This is a genomic window from Streptomyces luteosporeus (assembly GCF_039532865.1).
Taxonomy (GTDB): Bacteria; Actinomycetota; Actinomycetes; order Streptomycetales; family Streptomycetaceae; genus Streptomyces; species Streptomyces luteosporeus.
In genome coordinates this window covers 126,125-149,002 of record NZ_BAAASL010000004.1, presented here as the reverse complement: position 1 = coordinate 149,002, position 22,878 = coordinate 126,125, and the positions used below count along the sequence as shown (strand labels likewise).

At 75.2% G+C, this 22,878-nt stretch carries 5 protein-coding genes (1 of these 5 running past the window's edge); all 5 read left to right on the top strand.

The genetic code is table 11. From position 1 onward, the window contains the following. Window positions 1-263 precede the first annotated feature (263 nt). Window positions 264-4,232, top strand: a complete 3,969-nt coding sequence (locus tag ABD361_RS06400; protein WP_344433784.1) for a PA14 domain-containing protein — start codon at window positions 264-266, stop codon at window positions 4,230-4,232. Beyond that, window positions 4,229-5,224: a TauD/TfdA family dioxygenase gene (locus ABD361_RS06395; RefSeq protein WP_344433783.1), complete on the top strand. Its 996-nt coding sequence runs from the start codon at window positions 4,229-4,231 to the stop codon at window positions 5,222-5,224. Before ABD361_RS06400 ends, ABD361_RS06395 begins: the two co-directional genes overlap by 4 nt. Window position 5,225: 1 nt before the next feature. After that, complete coding sequence (locus ABD361_RS06390; RefSeq protein ID WP_344433782.1) at window positions 5,226-6,464, top strand: cytochrome P450; 1,239 nt, start codon at window positions 5,226-5,228, stop codon at window positions 6,462-6,464. Window positions 6,465-6,673: 209 nt separating this feature from the next. Continuing rightward, window positions 6,674-12,940 carry an amino acid adenylation domain-containing protein gene (locus tag ABD361_RS06385; RefSeq protein WP_344433781.1) on the top strand — a complete coding sequence of 2,089 codons (6,267 nt, stop codon included), beginning with the start codon at window positions 6,674-6,676 and terminating at the stop codon, window positions 12,938-12,940. Beyond that, on the top strand, window positions 12,940-22,878 hold the 5' portion of the coding sequence (locus ABD361_RS06380) for an amino acid adenylation domain-containing protein (RefSeq protein ID WP_344433780.1). The gene runs 5,562 nt beyond the window's last position; 9,939 of the gene's 15,501 nt are visible here — the first part of the coding sequence; it begins with the start codon at window positions 12,940-12,942; the stop codon falls past the right edge of the window. The genes ABD361_RS06385 and ABD361_RS06380 overlap by 1 nt, the downstream gene beginning before the upstream one ends.

Sequence of the window (22,878 nt, the reverse complement as noted above, 5' to 3'; positions counted from 1 at the left end):
GAAAGCAGCGGTGAACCACCGGACCGTATCGAAAGATTCACTGCGGACTTCGCCGTGGGAATCGGCCGCTGTCAGCATCTGGACGAATACAACCCCCCTTCGGTTCCAGGTGTTTGGAGTGGTGAGTGCTCATGGCTCACGCCGGAAGACGTAGAGCGCTGGTGGCGACCGCGGTGACCGCGGCGCTTTCCGGCACGCTGCTCGGGGCACAGGCCCCCGGGTCGGCACGGGCACCGGTCGGCGGTGCCCCCACTCGGGTGGCCATGCTGCCCACGGCTGCCGGTGCACCGACCGCTCCGGCCTGGCCGGAGGGATCCTTCGACGCCGCCCCGGTCACGGCGGCTGCCGGCGGCACCACCGCGCCGGCGCCGTCCGGGCCGGCGGACGGGGCCGTGCTGGCCGACGTCCGGCCCGAGCTGGCGGCCGGACGCCCCTCGGGCGCCGTGTCCTACGAATTCGTCATCGGTACCGGCGACGGTCCGCGCAGTGGACAGGTGACCTCCTCCGGCTGGCTGCGTTCCCCGCGTTGGCGGGTGCCCGCGGGCCTGCTCAAGGACGGCGGCGCCTACCGGTGGACCGTCCGGGCCAAGGACCGTTCCGGGCGGGTGAGTCACGACGCCCCGGCACGGTCCTTCACCGTCAACCAGCGGCTGGGCGCGCCCGCACCGGGCGGGCCCGTGACAGGCGACACGCTCGGTCCGGTCACGGTCGGCCTGGCCACCGGCAACGTCTCGCTGTCCGTGGCCACACCGCAGGTGAACACCGGCGCCGGGCCGCTGGGCGCCACCTTCTCCTACAACTCCCAGGCCGCAGGCGCCTCGGCCGGACTGACCGGCTCGTACTACGCGGGTGACGCCGAGTCGGGGATCGGCGCCGGCGAGAAGCCGGCGGCCGTGCGCACCGACGCCCGGCCCGACTTCCGCTGGGACGCCGGTCAGGCGGCCTACCCGGGCGCCGAACCCGGTGCTGCGTTCCGCGTCCGCTGGAGCGGCAGACTGCGGGTGCCCGCCGGCGGCACGTTCCGCCTGGGCGGAACCTTCGACGGCGGCGTGCGGATCCTGGTCGACGGCAAGCCCGTCCTCGACGACTGGCGCGGCAAGGGCACCGGCGGCAGGGTGTCGTACGGCCGGCAGGTCGTGCTCACGGCCGGCCGCGACCACGACCTGGTGGTCGAGTACCGCCGCCACGCCGGCGGCGGACAGGCGGCTCTTTGGGCCTCGGGTGCGGGCCGCAGTGCTCCCGTACCGGCGTCCTGGCTGCAGCCGTCCGGGGCAATCCTGCCGCCGGGCTGGACGGTCACTCCGCCGCCCGCGGCGGCCGCGGGCCCTGCATCCGCCGCCCCCGGCGCCGGGGGCGCACCCCGCACGAACGCAGCGGCAGCCTCTTCCCTCCCGGGCGGCACTGCCCTTGCGGCTGCCGCCGGAGCGGCGCCGGCCGTGCCCGTGCCGGCAGCAGGCGCCGCCCTCGCCGGTGCCGGAGCGGCGCCGGTCGTGCCACGTGCGCAGAGCGACGACCATGCCGCGGGCACACGAGGCCGCACCTCAGCGGCGCGGGGCTCCGCCGTCGGCGGCCCCGAGCGGCAGCGGGCCGGCCTTGCCGCCACCGCGGACACCGGGGTGACGTTCGCCTTCGGCGGCGACCGCACGTGCGCGGACGGCAGCGGTGCGCCTGCGGGCTACGTGTGCGCCGTCACCGTGCCCGGCGCGGGCACCACCCGGCTCGTCTACCGCGACGGCAAGCTCAGCCGCATCATCAACCCCGGTGACGAGATCACCGATCTCGGCTTCTCCGCCGACCACCGGCTGACCGCCGTGCGGCCCCCGCTCGTGATGGACTGGATCGCCGTGGACCGGGGGCGGCGCGACACCGACGCCGCCCGGTACCTGATCGACTACGCCGCCGGTTCCGCCACCGCGAGCTCGGTCACCGGTCCCGACCCGCAGGGCCGGCCCGGTCGCACGGACCAGCGGCCCCAGCACACCTACCGCATCGCCGCCGGCTCGGCCGAGGTCACGGTCACCGGTGCGGCCACGCCGCAGGGCTGGAACCGCAAGGTGACCCACGACGCGTCCGGCCGTCTGCTGACCGACACCGACGGCACCGGGCGCACGACCCGCTTCTCCTGGACCGCTGCCGATCAGCCCGCCTTCCGCACGGACGCCGGCGGGCGGATGACGACCACGGTGTACAACGAGGCGGGCCTGCCCACCGGCTCGTACGGGCCGGGCCCCGCCACGTGCTTCGGTGCGGACCTGCGCCTGCTGGATCCCGCCCCCGGCGGCTGTGCCAAGGTTCCCGCACAGACCACGGTCTACGGCCCGGCCGGCACGACCACCGAGCGTGCCGACAGCGACGGGGTGCCCCACCAGGTCGTCGAGACACGGCTCGGCGAGGCCGGGCTGCCCACCGCCACCGTCGTGGACCCCGGCGGCCTGGCGCTGACCACCGGTTTCGAGTTCGACGCCGCCTTCCGGCCCACCGCCAAGGTGCAGCCGGACGGCACCCGGCAGACCTTCACCGCCTACGGTCCCGACGAGAAGGCGGCAGACCCCTGCACCAGGAACGGTGACCCGGTGCCCCAGCGCGGCCTGCCCCGTTCCGTGGCGCTGCCTGAATCAGCCACCGGCACGGCCAGGGTGGAGAAGTTCGTCTACAACGAGCGCGGCCTGCCCGCCGCCGTCAACTTCGGCGGCGCCGAGTGGACCTGCGTCAGCTACGACGCGCGCGGCCGGATCAGCCGGATGGACATGCCGGGCAACAGCAGCCTGCCCGCCTGGACGGTGCGTTACGACACCGCTTACGGCGGCGACCCGCTGACCACGCGGGCCGACACGCGCGACGTCGCCATGGTCAACACCGTCGACCTGCTGGGCCGCACCGTCCGGTACACCGACGGCCTGGGCACCCGCACCGAGACCTCCTACGACCGGGCCGGCCGGCCGGAGACCGAGCGGGTCGTTCCGCCGTCCTCCGCCGACGCGGCCCAGGTCAAGCAGGTCCGTTACGACGCCGCCGGCCGCGTCCTCGCCGTTGCGCTGAACGGGCAGCGACTGGCCACTGCCGAGTACGACCCCGCCGGTGCGCTGCAGCGCGTGCAGTACGGCAACTCCACCCGGCTGTCCGTGGACCGCGACGAGGCCGGCCGGATCACCGCCAAGAGCTGGACCCTGTCCGACGGCCGCACGGTGACCGACAAGGTGACCCGCTCCCGGTCCGGCGCCGTCGTCGCCGAGCACGCTCCCGGTGACCCCGCCGGCAGCAACGGAACGGACTTCCGCTACGACGCGGCCGGCCGCCTGGTCCAGGCGCGCACCGGCGGGCGGGAGTACCGGCTGGACTTCACCTCGCCCGCTTCCGCGGACTGCCCCAAGGGCACCCGCGCCAACGCCGGTGCCAACGGCAATGTGATCACCCGGACCGAGCGCACCGCCAAGGGCACCACCGTCACGGGCTACTGCTACGACGACGCCGACCGGCTGCTGGCCACCACCGGTGACCGCCCCCTGACCGGCATGACCTACGCCCTCAACGGCCACCTCACCGGGTACACCACCGGCGACGGACGGAAGCTCACGCAGCGCCAGGACGCCGCCGAGCGCTACCGCGGCGCGGCCGTCACCGGCGACGGGGCGGCGGAGGTGACCTACACCCAGGACATGGCGGACCACCTGCTGGCGCGCGCCACCCGCACGGCACAGGGGGACTCCACGCTGTACTACGGCCACACCGGCATGGCCGCGTCCCCCGTCGACCTGGTGCTGGGGGCGGACAAGCGGGCGCTGACCCGAGTGGTCGACCTGCCCGGCGGCGTGATCGTCTCGGTTGCGCAGAAGGCGTACCGCGGCGGCCGCACCACCTGGAACCACCCGGCCGTCCGTGGTGACATCGTCCTGGTCACGGGCGGCGACGGCCGCCAGGTGGGGGACGTGTACCAGTACGGGCTCTACGGCGAACCGCTTGCACCGGACGGCACCACCGACGCCCGCCGGGTGCCGGACAACCTTCCCGGTGACTTCGACTACGGCTGGCTCGGTCGCTACCGGGTCGGCACCGAGCACCAGGGCGCGCTCTACAACGTCGTGCTGGACACCCGGGTCTTCAACACCTCCTTCGGCCGTTTCTCGGCCCCGGTCTCCGGCGGTCCCTTCCTCAACCCCTACGAGTACGCGGCCGGCGACCCGGTCAACCACACGAGCATCAACGGCTACAGCCTGGACGTGGAGCAGGAATGACGACGACCATCCGCACCGACTTCGACCTCGACCAGTCCTTCACCGACGCCTCCGTCGAACTGCTGGAGCACCACGGCACCCGCCTGGTCCGCGTGAGCCCGCGTCACGGCGGCGACCACAGGGCGTGGTTCACGGCCAACGCCGCCGCCCTGCGGTCGGCGATGTACCGGCACGCCGCGGTGATGGTGAAGGGCAGCGGGCTGGCCGAGCAGGCCGAACTCGCCCAGATCGCCGAGGAGGTCGGCGGCCGTACCCTGGAGTACAACGAGCGCTCCACCCCGCGCAGCCGGGTCACCGGCAAGGTGTACACCTCCACCGAGTACCCCGCCGACCAGAGCATCCCGCAGCACAACGAGAGCGCCTACTCGAACAACTGGCCGCACAACGTCTTCTTCTTCTGCGCGCTCGCGGCCGCCACCGGCGGCGAGACTCCGGTCGCCGACAGCGCCGCGGTGCTCGAGCGGCTGCCGGCCGACCTCGTCGCCCGGTTCGAGGACAAGGGCATCCTCTACACCCGCACCTACCGCACCGGCATGGGCCTGTCCTGGCAGGAGGGCTTCCAGACCGACGACAAGGCGCAGGTGGAGAGCTACTGCGCCGCCCAGGGCATCGAGACGGCCTGGGACGGGGACCTGCTGCGCACCCGCCAGCGGCGCCCGGCCACCGCCGTGCACCCCGTCACCGGCCGCAAGGTCTGGTTCAACCAGGCCCACCTCTTCCACGTCGGCGCCCTGCCGGAGGCCGTGCGCGAGGGCCTGCTGGAGATCTGCGGCGAGGACGGGCTGCCCCGCAACGCCTACCTGGGCGACGGCACGCCGATCACCCAGGACGAGCTGGCCGCCATCCAGGGCGTCTACGCCGAGACGACCCTCGCCGAGCCGTGGGACACCGGCGACGTGCTGATGATCGACAACATCCTCACCTCGCACGGCCGCAGGCCCTTCACCGGTGAGCGCAAGGTGCTCGTCGCGATGACCCGGCGCGAGGCGTGAGATGACCCTCACCGCCACCGATCCGACCGACCTGACCGCTCTGGCCGATCTCACCGATCCGCAGACGTTCCTGCGGCCGAAGGAGGAACTGCGCGCCATGTGGCAGCGGTTCCGCGCCGAGCGCCCGGTGCACTGGCATCCGGTGGAGGGCCGGCAGGTGCCCGGCTTCTGGGTGCTCTCGCGGTACCACGACGTGATGGCCGTCTACCGGGACAACAAGAACTTCACCTCCGAGCGCGGCAACGTCCTCGCCACCCTCCTGGAGGGCGGCGACTCCGCCGCCGGGCAGATGCTGGCCGTCACCGACGGCCGGCGCCACCGGGAGCTGCGCAACCTGCTGCTCAAGGCGTTCGCGCCGCGGGTGCTGCAGCCGGTGGTCGACGGGGTCCGGGCCCGGGCCGACCGGCTGGTGCGGCAGGCCGTGGCCCGGGGCGAGTGCGACTTCGCGCGCGACGTCGCCGAGCACATCCCGATGGCCACCATCGCCGACCTGCTGGGCGTGCCCGCCGCCGACCGCAGCTACCTGCTGTCGCTGACGAAGCAGGCGCTCAGCTCGGAGGAGGCCGGCCAGTCGGCCGAGGAGGCCGTGGTCGCCCGCAACGAGCTGCTGCTGTACTTCTCCGAACTGGCCGACGAGCGCCGGGAGGACCCCCGCGAGGACGTGGTCAGCGTGCTGGCCACCGCGCAGATCGACGGGGAGCCGCTGACCGAGCAGGAGATCGTCTTCAACTGCTACAGCGTCATCATCGGCGGCGACGAGACCAGCCGGCTGTCGATGATCTGCGCGCTGCACGAGCTGATGCAGCACCCGGAGCAGTGGCGCCGGCTGCGCAGCGGAGAGGTGGAGGTGGACACCGCCGTCGAGGAGGTGCTGCGCTGGGTGACCCCGGCCATGCACTTCGGCCGGCGCGCCGTGGCCGACGTGGAGATCGGCGGCCGGACGATCCGGGCGGGCGACGTGGTCACCCTCTGGAACAGCTCGGCCAACTACGACGAGGAGGTCTTCGCCGACCCCGGGGTCTTCGACCTCGGCCGCACGCCCAACAAGCACGTCTCCTTCGGCTACGGGCCGCACTTCTGCCTCGGCGCCTACCTGGGCCGGGCCGAGATCCACGCGCTGCTGACGGCGCTGCGCACCCACGTTGCCCACGCCGAGCCGGGCGGAGCGGCCCGGCCCATCCACTCCAACTTCCTGCACGGCTACAGCGCCCTGCCCGTCCGTCTGCATCCGGCCGGGTAACCCCCGAGCCCACCGGACGCATCCCTGCGCGTGCCCCGCTTCCCCCGGCGGGGCACGCGCGTTTTTCGTTCCTGTACAGGTCGATGCGAATTCTTCGATGGCGGAGCAGCGGCGGATCGAAGTTTTCCATGAGCTCGGGGAGCACTCCGACTTGATCCGTAGCGTGGGCCGGGTCGTCGATGCGTCTCATCAATCGGAGTGAATGGCACATGGCCGATCGGAATGGACTCCAATTGCCACTGACGGCCGCTCAGTACGGAATGTGGCTGGCCCAGCAGGTGAACCCGGAAAACCCGATGTACTCCATCGCGGAATGCGTGGAGATCGCGGGCGAGGTCGATGCGGCCGCCTTCGGCGCCGCCCTGCGCCGGACGGTCGACGAGACCGACGCGCTGCGCGTGCGTTTCCACGACGGTCCCGACGGACCGCTGCAGACCGTACTGCCCGAGCTGGATTGGCAGTTGCACAGCCTGGACGTCAGTGACCGCCCCGACCCTGCGGCCGCGGCCGAGGAATGGATGCGGGAGCGGGTGGCGGCGCCGGTCGACCTGAAGGCCGGGCCGCTGTTCACCTTCGCGCTGATCAAGCTCGGCCGCGAGCGCTGGACGTGGTTCAGCAAGGTGCACCACGCCCTCGTCGACGGCTACAGCTGGTCGCTGATCGCCGGCCGGGTCGCCGCCCTCTACACCGCCCTGGCCACCGGGCGCACCGCCCTGCCCGGCAGCTTCGGCACCCTGCGCGACCTGGTCGAGCAGGACGCCGCCTACCGCGCATCGCAGCAGTTCGCCCTCGACGGGCAGTTCTGGACCGGGCGCCTGGCCGGCGCCGGCGAGCCGGTGAGCCTGGCCCCGCGCCCCGAGCGCGTGCCCACCGACCACGTGCGGCAGGCCGGCGAGGTCGACGGCGCCGTCGCCGAGGCCCTGCGCGACCTCGCCCGCGAGGTGCGCGTCAGCTGGCCGGCCGTGGTCGTCGCCGGCATCGCCGGCTACCTGCACCGCCTCACCGGCGCCGACGACATCGTCCTGGGCCTGGCGGCCGCCGCCCGCAGCGGCGAGGCGGCCCGGCGCACCCCCGGCATGGTCTCCAACGCCCTGCCCGTGCGCGTGCGCCCCCGCCCGGACGCCACCGTCGCGGACTTCCTGCGCGCGGTCAGCGACGAGCTGCACGGCGCCCTGCGCCACCAGCGCTACCGCTACGAGGACATCCACCGCGACCTCGGCCTGGTCGGCGACCGCAAGCGGCTCTGGGGCCCCGAGGTCAACCTGATCATGTACGGCGAGCCGCTGGACTTCGCCGGCCACCCGGCCACCGTCCGCGGCTTCTCGGTCGGCCCGGAGGAGGACCTCTCCCTGATCGTCGACAACCGCGCCCCCGGTGACGGCTTCCTGATCGACTTCCACGCCAACGCCGACCTCTACACCCCCCAGGCCGTCGCCGCCCACGGCGAGGCGCTCACCGGCTTCCTCGCGGCCCTCGCCGCCAGTGAGCCGGGCGCCGCGCTGGAGAGCGTCCCGCTGGCCGTCCCCGCGCAGTGGACGCCACCGGCACAGCGGCCCGCGCAGGAGAGCACGACGGGCGCGCGCGCCGCCTACCGCGCCCCCGGCACTGCGCGCGAGGAAGCCCTGTGCGCCCTGCTGGCCGAGGTGCTCAAGGCCGACCGGGTCGGCATGGACGACAACTTCTTCGAGCTGGGCGGGCACTCCCTGACCGCCATCCGCCTGCTCGGCCGCATCCGCGAGGAGTTCGGCACCGAGCTGTCCATCCGCGCCGTCTTCGAGTCGCCCACCCCCGCGGGCCTGCTCGCCCTCCTGGACGGCTCCGGCACCCGCCGGCTGCCGCTCGCGCCGCTGGCCCGCCCGGCCGCGCTGCCGCTCTCCCTCACCCAGCAGCGGCTGTGGCTGGTCAACCGCCTCCAGGGCCCCTCCGGCGCCTACAACATGGGCCTGGCCCTGCGGCTCACCGGCCGCCTGGACCGCACCGCGCTCGCCCGCGCCGTCGAGGACGTCCTCACCCGGCACGAGTCGCTGCGCACCTACTTCCCCGAGACCGACGGCCGCCCCCGGCAGGAGATCCTCTCCCCGCAGGACGCCGCCCGCCGGGTCGCGCTGCAGGAGCGGGCCACCGACCCCGCCGACCTCGACGCCACCGTCGCCGAGGTCGTCGCCGAGGGCTTCGACCTCACCGCCGGCCTCGCCGTACGCCCCCGGCTGCTGGTCCTCGGCCCCGACGACCACGTCCTGCTCGTCGTGCTGCACCACATCGTCGCCGACGGGCTGTCGCTGGCCCCCCTCGCCCGCGACCTGGGCCGCGCCTACACCGCCCGTACGGACGGAAGGGCCCCGCAGTTCGCGCCGCTGCCCGTGCAGTACGCCGACTACACGCTCTGGCAGCACGAGGTCCTCGGCGACGACGGCGACCCCGACAGCCCCCTGGGCCGGCAGCTCGCGCACTGGACGCGCACCCTCGCCGGCCTGCCCGAGGAGCTCGACCTGCCGCTGGACCGGCCCCGGCCGAGCGTGCCGAGCCAGCGCGGCGACATCGTCCGCTTCGAGATCCCCCCGGCCCTGCACGGCCGCCTCGCCGAGCTGGCCCGCGCCCGCGGCGCGAGCCTGTTCATGGTGCTGCAGAGCGCGGTGGCCGTCCTGCTGAGCAAGCTCGGCGCCGGCACCGACATCCCGCTGGGCAGCGCCGTCGCCGGCCGCGGCGACACCCGCCTGGACGACCTCGTCGGCTGCTTCGTCAACACCGTCGTCTACCGCAACGACGTCTCCGGCAACCCCACCGTCGCCGAACTGATCGACCGGGCCCGCGAGATGGCGCTGGCCGCCCACGCCCACCAGGACGTGCCCTTCGAGCGGCTCGTCGAGGCGCTCAACCCCGAGCGCTCCCTGGCCCGCAACCCGCTGTTCCAGGTCATGATGGACGTCCAGACCCCGGCCGAGTCCACGCTGGAGCTGCCGGGCCTGGTCGCGACCCCCCAGCAGGTCGACCCCGGCGTCACCAAGATCGACCTGCTGTTCGGCCTCGACGAGCGGTCCGCCGGCCACGAGGCCCCGGCCGGCATCGGCGGGCGCCTGGAGTACAGCACCGACCTGTTCGACCGGGCCACCATCGAGGCGATGAGCGGCCGCCTGGTGCGGGTGCTGGAGGCCTTCACCGCCGACACCGGCACCCGCCTCGCCGACATCGACGTGCTGACCGCCGGCGAACGCCACCAGGTCACCCGCGAGTTCAACCGCGCCCCCGTGGTGGAGCCCGAGGCGGCGCTGCCCGTCCTCTTCGAGGCGCAGGCCGCCCGCACCCCCGGCGCCCCCGCCCTCGCCGAGGGCGCGCACACCTGGACGTACGCCGAGCTCAACGCCCGCGCCAACCGGCTCGCGCACGCGCTGATCGCCGCCGGCGCCGGCCCCGAGGAGCGCGTCGCGGTGCTGCTGCCCCGCTCGGCCGACCTGGTCGTCGCGCTGCTCGCGGTCCTGAAGTCCGGTGCCGCCTACGTCCCCGTCGACCCCGACTACCCGGCCGAGCGCGTCGCCTACATGCTCACCGACTCCGCCCCGGCCCTCGTCGTGGCCGCCCCCGCCACCCGCGACGCCGTCCCCGCCGGCCTGCCCGTCCTCGACGTGACCGCCGAGCACGCCGCACCCGGCCACGACGTGCGCGACGCCGACCGCACCCGGCCGCTCGGCCTCGACCACCCGGCGTACGTCATCTACACCTCCGGCTCCACCGGCCGCCCCAAGGGCGTCGTGGTGACCCACCGGTCGGTGGCCGTCTACCTCCAATACGCCCGCGAGCGCTACCCGTCGGTGGCCGGCGGCGCCCTGCTGCACTCGCCGGTCTCCTTCGACCTGACCGTCACCGCCCTGTACGCCCCGCTGATCACCGGCGGCCAGGTGCGCGTCAGTGCTCTGGAGGGCCCCGGCACCGGCGCGCCGCGCCCGGCCTTCCTCAAGGCCACCCCCTCCCACCTGGCCCTGCTGGGCGTGCTGCCCGAGGAGTTCGCCCCCACCGGCGAACTCGTCGTCGGCGGCGAGATGCTGCTGGGCGAGGTCGTGGACGAGCTGCGCCGGGTGCGGCCCGGGATCACGGTCGTCAACGAGTACGGCCCGACCGAGGCCACCGTCGGCTGCGTGGAGTACCGCATCGGACCGGACGAGGACGTCCCCGGCGGCCCGGTGCCCATCGGCCGGCCCATGTGGAACTCCACCATCCATGTCCTGGACGCGGCCCTCAAGCCGCTGCCGCCGGGCGTGGCGGGCGAGATCTACATCGGCGGCGGCCAGCTGGCCCGCGGCTACCTGGGCCGGCCCGCCCTGACCGCCGAGCGGTTCGTCGCCGACCCCTACGGCCCGCCCGGCGCCCGCATGTACCGCACCGGCGACGTGGGGCGCTGGCGCGCCGACGGCGAGCTGGAGTACCTCGGCCGCACCGACGACCAGATCAAGCTGCACGGCTTCCGCATCGAACTCGGCGAGGTCGAGGCCGTCCTGGCCCGCCACCCCGGCGTCTCGCGCGCCGCCGCCACCGTGCGCGAGGACACCCCCGGCCACAAGCAGCTCGTCGGCTACGTCGTGCCCGCCGAGGGCGCCGCCCTCGACGCGGCCGGCGTCCTCGCCCACGCCGCGGGCCCGCTGCCCGCCCACATGGTGCCGGCCGCCGTCGTCGTCCTGGACGACCTGCCGCTCACCCCCAACGGCAAGCTCGACCGCAGGGCCCTGCCCGCCCCGCAGTTCGAGGGCACGGACCGGCAGGACGCGGCGCCGCGCACCGCGCTGGAGGAGACCCTGGCCGGCCTGTTCGCCGAGGTCCTCGGGCGCGAGGAGATCGGCGTCGACGACAGCTTCTTCGAACTGGGCGGCGACAGCATCGTCTCCATCCAGCTCGTCGCCCGCGCCCGCCGGCTGGGCCTGCAGCTGACCCCGAAGGAGGTCTTCGAGCTCAAGACCGTCGCCGCCCTGGCCGCGGCGGTCGCCGAGGCGGCGCCGGCGGCACAGGCCGGGCAGGAGGCCGGCACCGGCCCGCTGCCCGCCACGCCCGTCATGCGCTGGCTGGAGGAGCGCGGCGGCGACGCCGACGCCTTCCACCAGTCGGCCCTGCTCCAGGTGCCCCCCGCCCTGGGCGAGGAGCACCTGGCCACCGCCCTGCAGGCCCTGCTCGACACCCACGACGCCCTGCGCACCCGCCGCGACCGCGGCGGCGAGCGCTGGACGTACGAGATCACCGCGCCCGGCAGCGTGGCCGCCGCCGGGCTCGTGCACCGCGTGGACGCCGCCGGCCTCGACGGCAGCGCCCTGCGCGCCCTGATCGCCCGCGAGGCCCGCGCCGCCTGGGGCCGGCTCGCCCCGGACGCCGGGGTGATGGCCCAACTCGTGTGGTTCGACGCCGGAGCGGCACCCGGGCGCCTGCTGCTGGCCGTCCACCACCTGGTCGTCGACGGCGTCTCCTGGACCGTCCTGCTGCCCGACCTGCGCGCCGCCTGGGAGGCGGCGGCCGAGGGCAAGACGCCGCAGCTCGCCCCCGTCGGCACCCCGCTGCGCCGCTGGGCGCAGCTGCTCACCGAGCAGGCCGGCAAGCGCTCGGGCGAGAGCGAGCTGTGGGCCGATGTCCTGCGCCTGCCCGCCCCGCGGCTGACCGACCGCGCGCTGGACGCGGAGCTCGACACCGCCTTCGCCGCCCGCCACCTGACCCACACCCTGCCGCCCGACGTCACCGGGCCCCTGCTGCACACCGCCCCCGGAGCCCTGAACGCCGGCGTCCACGAAGTGCTGCTGACCGCCCTGACCCTGGCCGTCGAGCACTGGCGCGAGCGCCGCGGCCAGGACGCCACCGACGGCCTCCTGGTCGACGTCGAGGGCCACGGCCGGCAGGACATCGCCGACGGCCTCGACCTCAGCCGCACCGTCGGCTGGTTCACCACCATCCACCCCGCACGCCTGGCCACCGGCGTCACCGACCGGGACGACGTCTGGGCCGCCGGCCCCGAGGCCGGCCGGGCCCTGCGCGCCGTGAAGGAACAGCTGCGGGCCGCGCCCGACGCCGGCCTCGGCCACGGGGTGCTGCGCCACCTCGACCCGCACACCGCACCGCGCCTGGCCGCCCTGGCCACCGCCGACGTGCTCTTCAACTACCTGGGCCGCAGCCAGGCCCCCGGCGGCGACTGGAGCCCGGCCCCCGAGACCGACGAGGTCCTCGCCGAGGGCGCCGACCTGCCCCTGTCCCACCTGCTGGAGATCAACGCGGTCGTCCACGACCACCCCGACGGACCGCGCCTGGTGGCCACCTGGACCTGGCCCGGCCGGCTGCTGCCCGAACCCGCCGTCCGCGAACTGGCGGACACCTTCTTCCGCGCCCTGCGCGCCCTGACCGACCACGCCGACCGGCCGGACGCCGGCGGCTGGAGCCCGTCGGACCTGGCGCTGGTGGAGCTTTCCCAAGACGAGATCGACGGCCTCGAAGCCGAGTGGAGGACGCTGTAATGACGAAGCCGGGTCCCGAGGACATCCTTCCGCTCTCCCCGCTCCAGGAGGGACTGCTCTTCCACGCGCTGTACGACGAGTCCGGCGACGACGTCTACACCGTGCAGGTCGTGCTCGACCTCGGCGGTGGCCTCGACGCACCGACGCTGCGCACCACCGCCCAGGCACTGCTGGACCGCCACGCCAACCTGCGGGTGGGCTTCCTGCACCCCAAGCAGAGCCGGCCCGTGCAGGTCGTCGCCCGGCGGGCCGACCTGCCCTGGCAGGAGGACGACCTGCGCGCCCTCGACGCCGCCGGGCGCGAGGCCGAGGCCGCCCGCATCCAGGCCGAGGAGAAGGCCCACCCCTTCGACCTCGCCCGCCCGCCGCTGATGCGCTACCGCCTGCTGCGGCTCGCCGACGACTCCTGGCGCCTGCTGTGCACCTTCCACCACATCCTGCTCGACGGCTGGTCCACCTCGGTCCTGCTCGGTGAGCTCTTCGAGACCTACGCGGCCGGCGGCGACACCTCCGTCCTGCCGCCGGTCACGCCCTTCCGCCAGCACCTCGCCCACCTCGCCCGGCAGGACCACGAGGCCGCCGAGAACGCCTGGCGGGAGGCCCTCGCCGGCATCGACGCCCCCACCCGCCTGGTGCCCTCCGACCCCGGCCGCGCCGTCGTCCACCCCGAGCAGCTGGCCGTGGAGCTGTCGGTGGCGGAGACCGAGGCGCTCTCCGCCCGGCTGCGCTCCAGCGACCTGACGTTCTCCAGCGCCGTGCACGGCTCGTGGGCGCTGCTGCTGTCGGTGCTCACCGGCCGCGACGACGTCGTCTTCGGCACCGTCGTCTCCGGCCGGCCGCCGGAGGCCCCCGGCGTCGAGCGCATGGTCGGCATGCTCATCAACACCCTCCCGGTGCGGGTGCGCCTGCACAACGGCGACTCGCTGCGCGACGTCCTGGCCCGGCTGCAGGCCGAGCACCTGGAGATGTCCGCCCACCAGTTCACCGGCATGCGCGACATCCACCGGCTCTCCGGCCACCCCGAACTCTTCGACACCTACGTGGCGTTCGAGAACTTCCCCTTCGACCTGCAGGACCTGCGCGACCTCGCCGGCGGGCTGACCATCGACGGCTTCGACGTCCTGGACGCCAACCACTACCCGCTGTGCCTGGTCTCCCACGTCCACGAGGGACGGCTGCGGCTGCTGCTGAACTACCGCCCCGACCTCTTCGACCGCGAGCAGGTGGAGGTCGTCGGCGACCGCCTGGTGCGGCTGCTGACCACCCTCACCGAGGACCCCGCCCGCACCGTGGCCGGCCTGAACCTGCTCACCGAGGGCGAGCGCGAGCGTCTGGTCGCCGCCCGGGACGCAGGCCCGGCCGTCACCCCCGCCACCTTCCCCCAGCTGTTCGCCGCCCAGATCGCCCGTACCCCCGACGCGGTCGCCGTCGAGGCGGCCGGCACCTCGCTGACCTACGCCGAACTGGCCGAGCGCACCGACGAGCTCGCCGCCCGCCTGGCCGCCCTGGGCGTGGGCCCCGAGCAGACGGTGGCCCTCGTGCTCGGCCGCTCGGTCGAGTCGGTCGTCGCCTCCCTGGCCGTGATGAAGGCCGGTGCCGCCTACCTGCCCGTCGACCCCGACTACCCGGCCGAGCGCATCGCGTTCATGTTCGGCGACGCCCGTCCGGCCGTGGCCCTGACCACCTCCGCGTACGCCGGTGCGGTGCCCGCCGGCACCCGGGCGGTCCGGCTCGACGAGCCGGCCGGCGCCGCCGGTGCGCCGGTCCCCGCCGGTCCGCCCTCCCTCGCCTCGCCCGCGTACGTCATCTACACCTCCGGCTCCACCGGCGTGCCCAAGGGCGTCGTCGTCACCCACGCCGGCCTCGCCGCGTTCGCCGCCACCGAGCGCGAGCGCTTCGCCGCGGACGAGGGCAGCCGCGTCCTGCAGTTCTCCTCGCCCAGCTTCGACGCCTCCGTCCTGGAGCTGTGCCTCGCGCTGACCAGCGGCGCCACCCTCGTCGTACCGGAGCCCGGGCCGCTGGCCGGCGAGCCGCTCGCCGACGTCCTCGCCACCCGCGCCGTCACCCACGCGCTGATCCCGCCGGCCGCGCTCGCCAGCGTGCCCGCCGCCGAACTGCCCGGCTTCGCCTGCCTGATCGTCGGCGGCGACGCCACCTCGCCGGAGCTCGTGGCCCGCTGGGCCCCCGGCCGCCGCATGGTCAACGCCTACGGCCCCACCGAGTCGACCGTCGCCGTCTCCATCAGCACGCCCCTTCGGGCCACCGGCCAGAACCCGCCGATCGGCGCCCCCGTGCACGACACCCGCGCCTACGTCCTCGACGGCGCCCTGCGCCTGGTGCCGCAGGGCACGGCCGGCGAGCTGTACGTCGCCGGGGCCGGCCTGGCCCGCGGCTACCTCGGCCGGCCCGCCCTGACCTCCGAGCGTTTCGTCGCCGACCCGTTCGGCGCGCCGGGGGAGCGGATGTACCGCACCGGCGACCTGGTGCGCCTCGGCGAGGACGGCCAGCTGGAGTTCGTCGGCCGCGCCGACGACCAGGTCAAGATCCGCGGCTTCCGCATCGAGCTCGGCGAGATCGAGAACGTGCTCGCCCGCCACGAGGCCGTCGCGGCGGCCGCCGTCGTCGCCCACGAGGCCCAGCCGGGCGTCAAGCAGCTCGTCGCCTACGCCGTGCCCGCCGCAGGTCCGCTGGACGCCGACGCCCTGCGCGAGCACGTCGCCGCCGTCCTGCCCGAGTACATGGTCCCCGCCCTCGTCGTCGCCCTCGACGCGCTGCCGCTGACCGCCAACGGCAAGCTGGACCGCAAGGCCCTGCCCGCCCCGCGGTTCGCCGCGGCCGCCGGCCGCGCCCCCGAGGGCGCGCGCGAGGAGCTGCTCGCCACGCTCTTCGCCGAGGTCCTCGGCCTGGAGAAGGTCGCCGCCGACCAGAGCTTCTTCGAGCTCGGCGGCGACAGCATCGGCTCCATCCAGCTCATCAGCCGCGCCCGCAAGGCGGGCCTGCGCTTCACGCCCCGCGACGTGTTCACCCACAAGACCGTCGAGGCGCTCGCCGCCGTCGCCACCGAGGCCACCGCCCCGGCGCGCCGCCGCGCCCCCTCCGACGGCGTCGGCGCGGTGCCCCTGACCCCGATCGTCCACTGGTTCAGCGAACACAGCGGCCCGGACCCCCGCTTCAGCCAGGCCATGTCGCTGCCGGTGCCCGCGGGCCTGGACACCGAGCGTGTCACCGCCGTCCTGCAGACCTTCCTCGACCACCACGACGCGCTGCGGCTGAAGCTCACCCGCATCGAGGACATCGGCGAGTGGACGCTGGAGATCACCGCGCCCGGCAGCGTCCCCGCCGCCGAGTGCCTGCACCGCGCCGACGTCGCCGGCCTGGACGCGGACGCCCTGCGCGCGGCCACCGAGCGGGAGTTCGCCGCCGCCCAGCAGCGGCTCGACGCCGAGGCCGGCCGCATGGTCCAGGCCGTCTGGCTGGACGCCGGGGCGGGCGAGCCCGGCCGGCTGCTGCTGGTCGTCCACCACCTGTCCGTCGACGGCGTCTCCTGGCGCATCCTGATTCCCGAGGTCTCCGCCGCCCTGCAGGCCGCCGCCCGGAACGCCGTCTTCACCCCCGAGCCCGTCGGCACCTCCTTCCGCCGCTGGGCCCAGCACCTGACCGCGGCCGCTGGCGAGAGCGCCCGCCTGCGCGAACTGCCCCTGTGGCGCGAGATCCTGGCCACCGAGGACCCGCTGCTGACCGACCGCCCGCTCGACCCGCAGCGCGACACCCTCGCCGGTGCGGCCCACCTCACCGTGCACCTGCCCGCCGAGATCACCGAGCCGCTGCTCGGCCGCGTCCCGGCCGCGTTCACCGCGCAGATCAACGACGTACTGCTCACCGCGCTCGCCGTCGCCGTCGCCGGCTGGCGCCGCGACCGCGGCCTGGGCGAGGGCTCCGCCGTGCTCGTCGGCCTGGAGGGCCACGGGCGCGAGGACATCCTCGACGGCGCCGACCTCTCGCGCACCGTCGGCTGGTTCACCAGTCTCTACCCCGTCCGCCTCGACCCGGGGGCGGCCGCCGCGGCCGGCACCCCCACGGCCCTCGTCGGCGCCCTGAAGGCCGTCAAGGAGCAGCTGCGGGCCATCCCCGACAACGGCATCGGCTTCGGCCTGCTGCGCTACCTCAACCCGCGCACCGCCGTGCAGCTCGCCAAGTACCCCGAGCCGCAGATCGGCTTCAACTACCTCGGCCGCATCGGCGGCGACGGCGAGGCGGGGGAGAGCGGCCTGGGCGGCGGCGCCGACGAGGCCACCCCGCTGCCGTACGCCCTGACCGCCAACGCCGTCACCGAGACCCACGCCGACGGCCCGCGCCTGGCCGCCACCTGGACCTGGCCGGGCGAGCTGCTCACCGAGCACGACGTGCGGCAGCTGGCCGAGGCGTGGTTCGCGGTGCTGCGTACTCTGGTCGAGGCTGCCGCCGAGCCCACCGCCGGCGGCCTGGTCCCCTCCGACCTGCCGCTGGTCGACCTCACGCAGGAGGAGATCGGCCGCCTGGAGCAGGCGCAGCCGCACCTGAGCGACATCTGGCCGCTCTCCCCGCTGCAGGAGGGCCTGCTCTTCCACACCGAGTACGACCAGCAGGCCGAGGACGTCTACATCACCCGCCTCGCCCTGGACGTGCGCGGCGAGCTGGACACCGAGGCGCTGCGCGCCGCCGTCGCCGCCCTGCTGGAGCGGCACGCCAGCCTGCGCGCCTGCTTCCACCGCACGGCCGACGGCACGCCCGTCCAGCTGGTGCCGGCCGCGGCCGAACTGCCCTGGGCCGAGCAGGACCTGTCCCACCTCGGCGAGCAGGAGCAGCGTGCCGAACTCGACCGGCTGCTGACCGCCGAGCGCGCCCACCGCTTCGACCCCGAGCACCCGCCCCTGCTGCGCTTCACCCTCATCAAGCTCGCCCCCGACACCCACCGGCTGCTGTTCGCCGCCCACCACCTGCTGCTCGACGGCTGGTCGGCGCCGGTCCTCGCCGGTGAGCTCTTCGAGCTGTACGGGCGGCGCGGCGACGCCTCCGCGCTGCCGCCGGTCGCCCCGTACAAGGACTACCTCGCCTGGCTCGCCGCCCAGGACCGCACCGCCGCCGAGGAGGCCTGGCGCACCGCCCTGGCCGGCGTCGAGGAGCCCACCCTCGTCGCCCCCGGCGCCGCCGCCCACCCCGCGGCGCTGCCCGGCCGCATCGCCGACGAGCTGCCCGAGTCGCTGCACACCGCCCTGACCGCGGCCGCCCGCAGCCACGGACTGACCGTCAACGCCGTCGTCCAGGGCGCCTGGGGCATCGTGCTGGCCGGCCTGACCGGCCGCGACGACGTGCTCTTCGGCGAGACCGTCTCCGGCCGCCCGGCCGAGCTGCCCGGCGTGGAGTCGATGGTCGGCCTGTTCAGCAACACCGTTCCGGTACGGGTGCAGGTCGACCCCGCCGCCTCCCTCCTGCACACGCTCTCCCGCGTCCAGGAACGGCGCGTGGACCTGCTCGCCCACCACTACCTGGGCCTGGCCGACATCCAGCGCACCGCCGGCCTGCCGACCCTCTTCGACACCGCCGTCGTCTTCGAGAACTTCCCCACCGACGACCGGCAGGAGGCCCACGGCCTGGCCCTGTCCGAGGTCGACACCAAGGGCGACAACCACTACCCGCTGGGCATGGTGGTCATGCAGGACGAGCAGCACACCGTCCTCAACTGGTACTACCGCGCCGACCTGCTGCCCGAGCCGCTCGTCGGCTCCCTGACCCGGCAGCTGCGCAGCGTGCTGGAGACCTTCGTCACCGCCCCGCACACCCCCGTCGGCCGGATCGCCCTGCTGGACGAGCAGGAGAGCGAGCGCATCACGGCCGCCGCGAGCGGCGTCGCCGTACCGGCCTCCACCGCCGTGGTGCCCGAGCTGATCGAGGCCCAGGCCCGGCGCACCCCCGACGCCGTCGCCCTGGCCGACGCGGCCGGCACCGAGCTCACCTACGCCGAGCTCGACGCCCGCGCCAACCGCCTCGCCCGCCTCCTCGTCGCCCGCGGAGCGGGACCCGAGCAGCTGGTGGCCGTGGCCATGCCCCGCTCGGCCGAGCTCGTCGTCACCCTGCTCGCCGTCCTGAAGTCCGGCGCCGCCTACCTGCCGGTGGACCCGGCCTACCCGGCCGAGCGCATCGCCTACCTGCTCGCCGACGCCCGCCCCCGCCTGGTGGTGACCACCCGCGAAGCCGCCGCCGCCCTTCCGGAGACCGGCACCGAACACCTCGTGCCCACCGAGGAGGACCTGGCGGGCCGGCCGGCCGCCGGCCTCACCGACGCCGACCGCACCGCGCCCCTGACGCCCGCCCACCCGGCGTACGTCATCTACACCTCCGGCTCCACCGGCCGGCCCAAGGGCGTGGTGGTCGAGCACCGCTCCGTCGTGGACTACCTGGGCTGGACCTCCCTGGTCTACCCCGGTGCGGCCGGCCGCGCGCTGCTGCACTCGCCGGTCTCCTTCGACCTCACCGTCACCGCGCTGTTCACCCCGCTCACCGTCGGCGGCACCGTGCTGATCGCCGCCCTGGAGGAGGACGCGCAGCTCACCGGCCGCCTGGCCGCGGCCCCCGTCACTTTCATGAAGGCCACCCCCAGCCACCTGCCGCTGCTGGGCGCCCTGCCCGAGGCGTACTCGCCCGCCGGCGAACTCCTCCTCGGCGGCGAGGCCCTGCTCGGCGAGGCCCTTGCGCCCTGGCGCGAGCGGCACCCGGACGCCACCGTCTGGAACGTCTACGGCCCCACCGAGGCCACCGTGAACGCCACCGAGTACCGCATCGAGCCCGGCGCGGCGCTGCCCGCCGGTGCGGTGCCCATCGGCCGGCCGCAGGGCAACGTCCGGGCGTACGTCCTGGACGCGGCGCTGCGCCCGGTGCCGGACGGCGTGACCGGCGAGCTGTACCTGGCCGGTGCCTGCCTGGCCCGCGGCTACCTCGGCCGCCCCGGCCCGACCGCCGAGCGCTTCACCGCCGACCCGTACGGGCCGGCCGGCGAGCGGATGTACCGCACCGGCGACCTGGCCCGCCGGCTGCCCGACGGCAACCTCGTCTTCGCCGGCCGCGCCGACGACCAGGTCAAGATCCGCGGCCACCGCGTCGAGCTCGGCGAGGTCTCCGCGGCCGTCGCCGCGCTGCCCGGCGTCGCCTCCCAGGCCGTCGTCGTGCGCGACGGCGGCGACGGCGGTGCCCGCCTGCTCGCCTACGCCGTGCCCGCCGAGGACACCCCGCTCGACGGCGCGGCGCTGCGCGAGCGGCTCGCCCTGACCCTGCCCGAGTACCTGGTGCCCGACGTCGTCGTGGTGCTCCCCGCGCTGCCGCTGACCGTCAACGGCAAGCTGGACCGCGCGGCGCTGCCCGAGCCGGAGTTCACCGCCGGCCCCGCCGCCCGCGCCCCGCGCACCCCGCAGGAGGAGATCCTGTGCGCCCTGTTCGCGCAGGTCCTCGACCTGCCGGAGACGGGCGTGGACGACGACTTCTTCGCCCTCGGCGGCAACTCGCTGTCCGCCGTACGGCTGCTGAGCCGGGTCCGCTCGGCCTTCGGCGCCGAGGTCGACGTGCGCGCCGTCTTCGAGGCGCCCACGCCCGCCCGGCTCGCCGCCCGCCTCGGCGGCGGGGCCGACACCGACCGCCCGGCCCTGGTCGCCGGGCAGCGGCCCGAGGAGATCCCGCTGTCCTTCGCCCAGCGCCGCCTGTGGTTCCTCGGCCGGCTGGAGGGCCCCTCCGCCGCGTACAACATCCCCATCGCCGTCCGCCTGACCGGCCACCTCGATGCCGGCGCCCTGGAAGCGGCCGTCGGCGACGTCGTCGCCCGGCACGAGAGCCTGCGCACCGTCTTCCCCGACACCCGGGGCGTCCCGCGCCAGCAGATCCTCGCCCCGGCGGACGCCCGCGTACCGCTGCAGACCGTCCGCACCGGCCCGCAGGAGCTCGGCCAGGCGCTGCGCGAGGAGGCCGCCCGCGGCTTCGACCTGGCCACCGAACTCCCGCTGCGGGCCGTGCTGTTCGCCGTCTCCGCCACCGAGCACGTCCTGCTGCTCAACGTCCACCACATCGCCTCCGACGGCTGGTCCAACGCCCCCCTCGCCCGGGACCTGTCCACCGCCTACGCCGCCCGGCACGCCGGACGGGCCCCGGCCTTCGCGCCGCTGCCCGTGCAGTACGCCGACTACGCCCTGTGGCAGCAGCGACTGCTCGGCGACGAGGGCGACCCCGGCAGCCTCGCGGCACGGCAGCTGGCCTTCTGGCGCGAGACCCTCCAGGGCGCGCCGGCGGCGCTGGAGCTGCCCACCGACCGGCCCCGGCCGGCCGAGGCCTCCCCCGAGGGCGCCACCGTCGAGTTCACCCTCGACGCCGCCCTGCACGCCCGCCTCGCGGACCTGGCCCGCACCCACCAGGTGAGCCTGTTCATGGTCGCCCAGGCGGCCCTGGCCGCCCTGCTCACCCGGCTCGGCTGCGGCACCGACATCCCCGTCGGCACGGCCGTGGCCGGCCGCGGCGACGAGGCGCTGGAGGAGCTCGTCGGCTTCTTCGTCAACACCCTCGTGCTGCGCACGGACGTCTCCGGCGACCCCGCCTTCACCGAGCTCCTGGCCCGGGTCCGCGCCGCCGACCTGGCCGCGTACGCCCACCAGGACCTGCCGTTCGAGCGGCTGGTCGACGCGCTCGCCCCGGTGCGCTCCACCGCGCACACCCCGCTGTTCCAGGTCTTCCTGGCCTTCCAGAACAACGCCGCGGCGCGCCTGGAGCTGCCGGGCCTCGCGGCCGGGCCCGCCGACATCGCCCTCACCTCCGCCAAGACCGACCTCGGCCTGGAACTGGCCGAGACCCTCGGCGAGGACGGCCGGCCCACCGGCCTGCGCGGCCTGCTCAGCTACCGCACCGACCTGTTCGACGAGGACACCGCCCACTCGCTCGCCGCCCGCTACGCCGCACTGCTCGACGCGGTCGCCACCGACCCGCAGCTGCCGGTCAGCCGCATCGACCTGCTCTCCGCCGCCGAGCGGCACCGGCTGCTGGACGAGGTGAACGACACCGCCCGCGAGGTGCCGGCCGCGACCTTCCCGGCCCTGTTCGAGGAGCGCGCGGCCGCCGCGCCCGGCCACCCGGCCGTGCTGGCCGGCACCGAGCAGCTGACGTACGCCGAGCTCAACGCCCGGGCCAACCGGTGGGCGCACTGGTTCATCGGCCGCGGCATCGGGCCGGAGGACCGCGTGGCCGTGGCCGTACCGCGCTCGCCGGAGTGGCTCGCCGTCACCCTCGGCGTCCTCAAGGCCGGCGCCGCCTACGTCCCGGTCGACCCCGGCTACCCGGCCGAGCGCATCGCCTACATCACCGGCGACGCCCGCCCGGCCCTCTTCCTGATCACCCGTGAGGCAGACGGCGGCATCGCCGCGGACGGCACCACACCTCTCGCCGCCGTCGACGCGCCCGAGGTGCGCGAGGCGCTCGCCGCCCTGCCCGCGACCGACCCGGCCGACGCGGACCGCACCCGCCCGCTGCACCTGGACCACCCGGCGTACGTCATCTACACCTCCGGCTCCACCGGCCGCCCCAAGGGCGTCCTCGTCACGCACCGCGGCATCGCGAGCATGGCCGGAGCGCACGCCGAGCGGTTCGCCGTCGACGCCGCCAGCCGCGTCCTGCAGGCCGTCTCGCCCAGCTTCGACGTCTCCGTCGCCGACCTGGCCACCGCCCTGCTCACCGGCGCCACGCTCGTCCTGCCGCAGGGCCACCGGTCCCCGGCCGGCGAGGAACTGGCCGCGCTCGTCACCGAGCACGGCATCACCCACCTGCAGGTGACCGCCGGCGTCCTGGCCACCCTGCCCCGCACCGAGCTGCCCACCCTGCGCACCCTCGCCGTCGGCGGCGAGGCCTGCCCGCCCGACCAGGTCGCCCACTGG

Coding starts and splice junctions, on each gene's coding strand:
- ABD361_RS06400 (WP_344433784.1), top strand. CDS start 264: ATGCTGCCCACGGCTGCCGGTGCACCGACCGCTCCGGCCTGGCCGGAG.
- ABD361_RS06385 (WP_344433781.1), top strand. CDS start 6,674: ATGGCCGATCGGAATGGACTCCAATTGCCACTGACGGCCGCTCAGTAC.
- ABD361_RS06395 (WP_344433783.1), top strand. CDS start 4,229: ATGACGACGACCATCCGCACCGACTTCGACCTCGACCAGTCCTTCACC.
- ABD361_RS06390 (WP_344433782.1), top strand. CDS start 5,226: ATGACCCTCACCGCCACCGATCCGACCGACCTGACCGCTCTGGCCGAT.